Origin of the sequence: Streptomyces sp. NPDC056361, from assembly GCF_042262805.1 — a bacterium.
GTDB lineage: Bacteria > Actinomycetota > Actinomycetes > Streptomycetales > Streptomycetaceae > Streptomyces.
Window position 1 is genome coordinate 1 of record NZ_JBHJQI010000325.1, and the last position, 1,115, is coordinate 1,115.

The 1,115-nt window shown below is 71.8% G+C and carries 1 protein-coding gene; it reads right to left on the minus strand.

Annotated features, from left to right (window positions below):
* Positions 1–70: 70 nt before the first annotated feature.
* Positions 71–943, minus strand: coding sequence for a Yip1 family protein (locus ACFCY7_RS40520; protein ID WP_376491091.1), 873 nt, complete (start codon positions 941–943; stop codon positions 71–73).
* Between the last annotated feature and the right edge of the window lie 172 nt (positions 944–1,115).

Below are 1,115 nucleotides of genomic sequence, written 5' to 3' on the forward strand. Positions count from 1 at the left end.
CCCGAAGGATCCGCCGGGGCCGCCGGCCCAGAAGGAGTGGTGGCGCATCGGCCGGGGCCGGTAGGTCCCGTTACAGCGTGCCCAGCTTGATGAGGCTCAGGAGGGCGATCAGCTGGATCGCCGAGGCGCCCAGGGCCTTGGGCCACGGGAGGTCGTGGGAGCGGCTCACCATGAGGGTGAAGAGGGCTCCCGCGCCCAGCCAGGTGAGCCAGCCGACGACCTGGACGAGGCCGTTCTCGCCGCCGAGGAAGAGGGCGAGGACGAGGCGGGGCGCGTCCGTGATCGACATGATCAGCATGGAGAGGCCGACGGTCGGCTGCCAGGCGCCGTCGCCGCCGAGCTGGCGGGCGAGGGTGTGGGTGACCGCGCCGAGGATGAGTCCGCCGACCACGAAGCCGGTGGCGGTCATCAGGACGTACGGGATCGCCGTCGACAGGGTCGCGTTGATCGCCTCGTCGCGGGCCTTGTCGAAGCCGAAGATCGCGAGCAGCCCGTAGAGGAAGGTGACGACCAGCGCCGGGCCCCAGACGGCGTGGTCCCGCATCCGGAGGAAGGTGTCCGCCGGGCGGAGCACGATGCCGCTCAGCAGCGGCTTCCAGGGCAGGCGGGGGCCTACGGGGGCGGGCGGCGCCTGCGGGCCGGCGGCCTGGCCGTACGGGTCGTCGACGCTGAACATCTGGGTGTGGCCCGGGCTGTTCGCCGCCGAGTACTGCTGGTGCTGCTGGGGGTCGCCGAAGTACTCCGGCTCGCCGTAGGGCTGTTGCCCCTGCCCCCGCTGCCCGTGTCCCTGCTGCCCGTACGACTGCCCCTGCTGCGGTGGCTGCTGCCACTGCTGCTGCGGGTACGGCGGCGGGGCCGCGTTGTACCCGTACGGCGCCTGCTGCGGTTGTCGGTTCTGCGGGGGGCGGTTGTCCCGGCCGCGTCCGTTCCTGAATCCAGCCACGTCATTGAACGTACCCGCTCCGGCTGTGGACTCGCTCCTTTGCGGCTGACCTGTGACATCCCCTAGGGGGCCCCTTGGTAGTGACGCGGTCGTGGGGAGGCGCGGGGCTGCTGTCACGAATCCGGCGTATCGCCTGAATGCGGATGCGAAGAGGGCCGCCCCGCGCTCACGC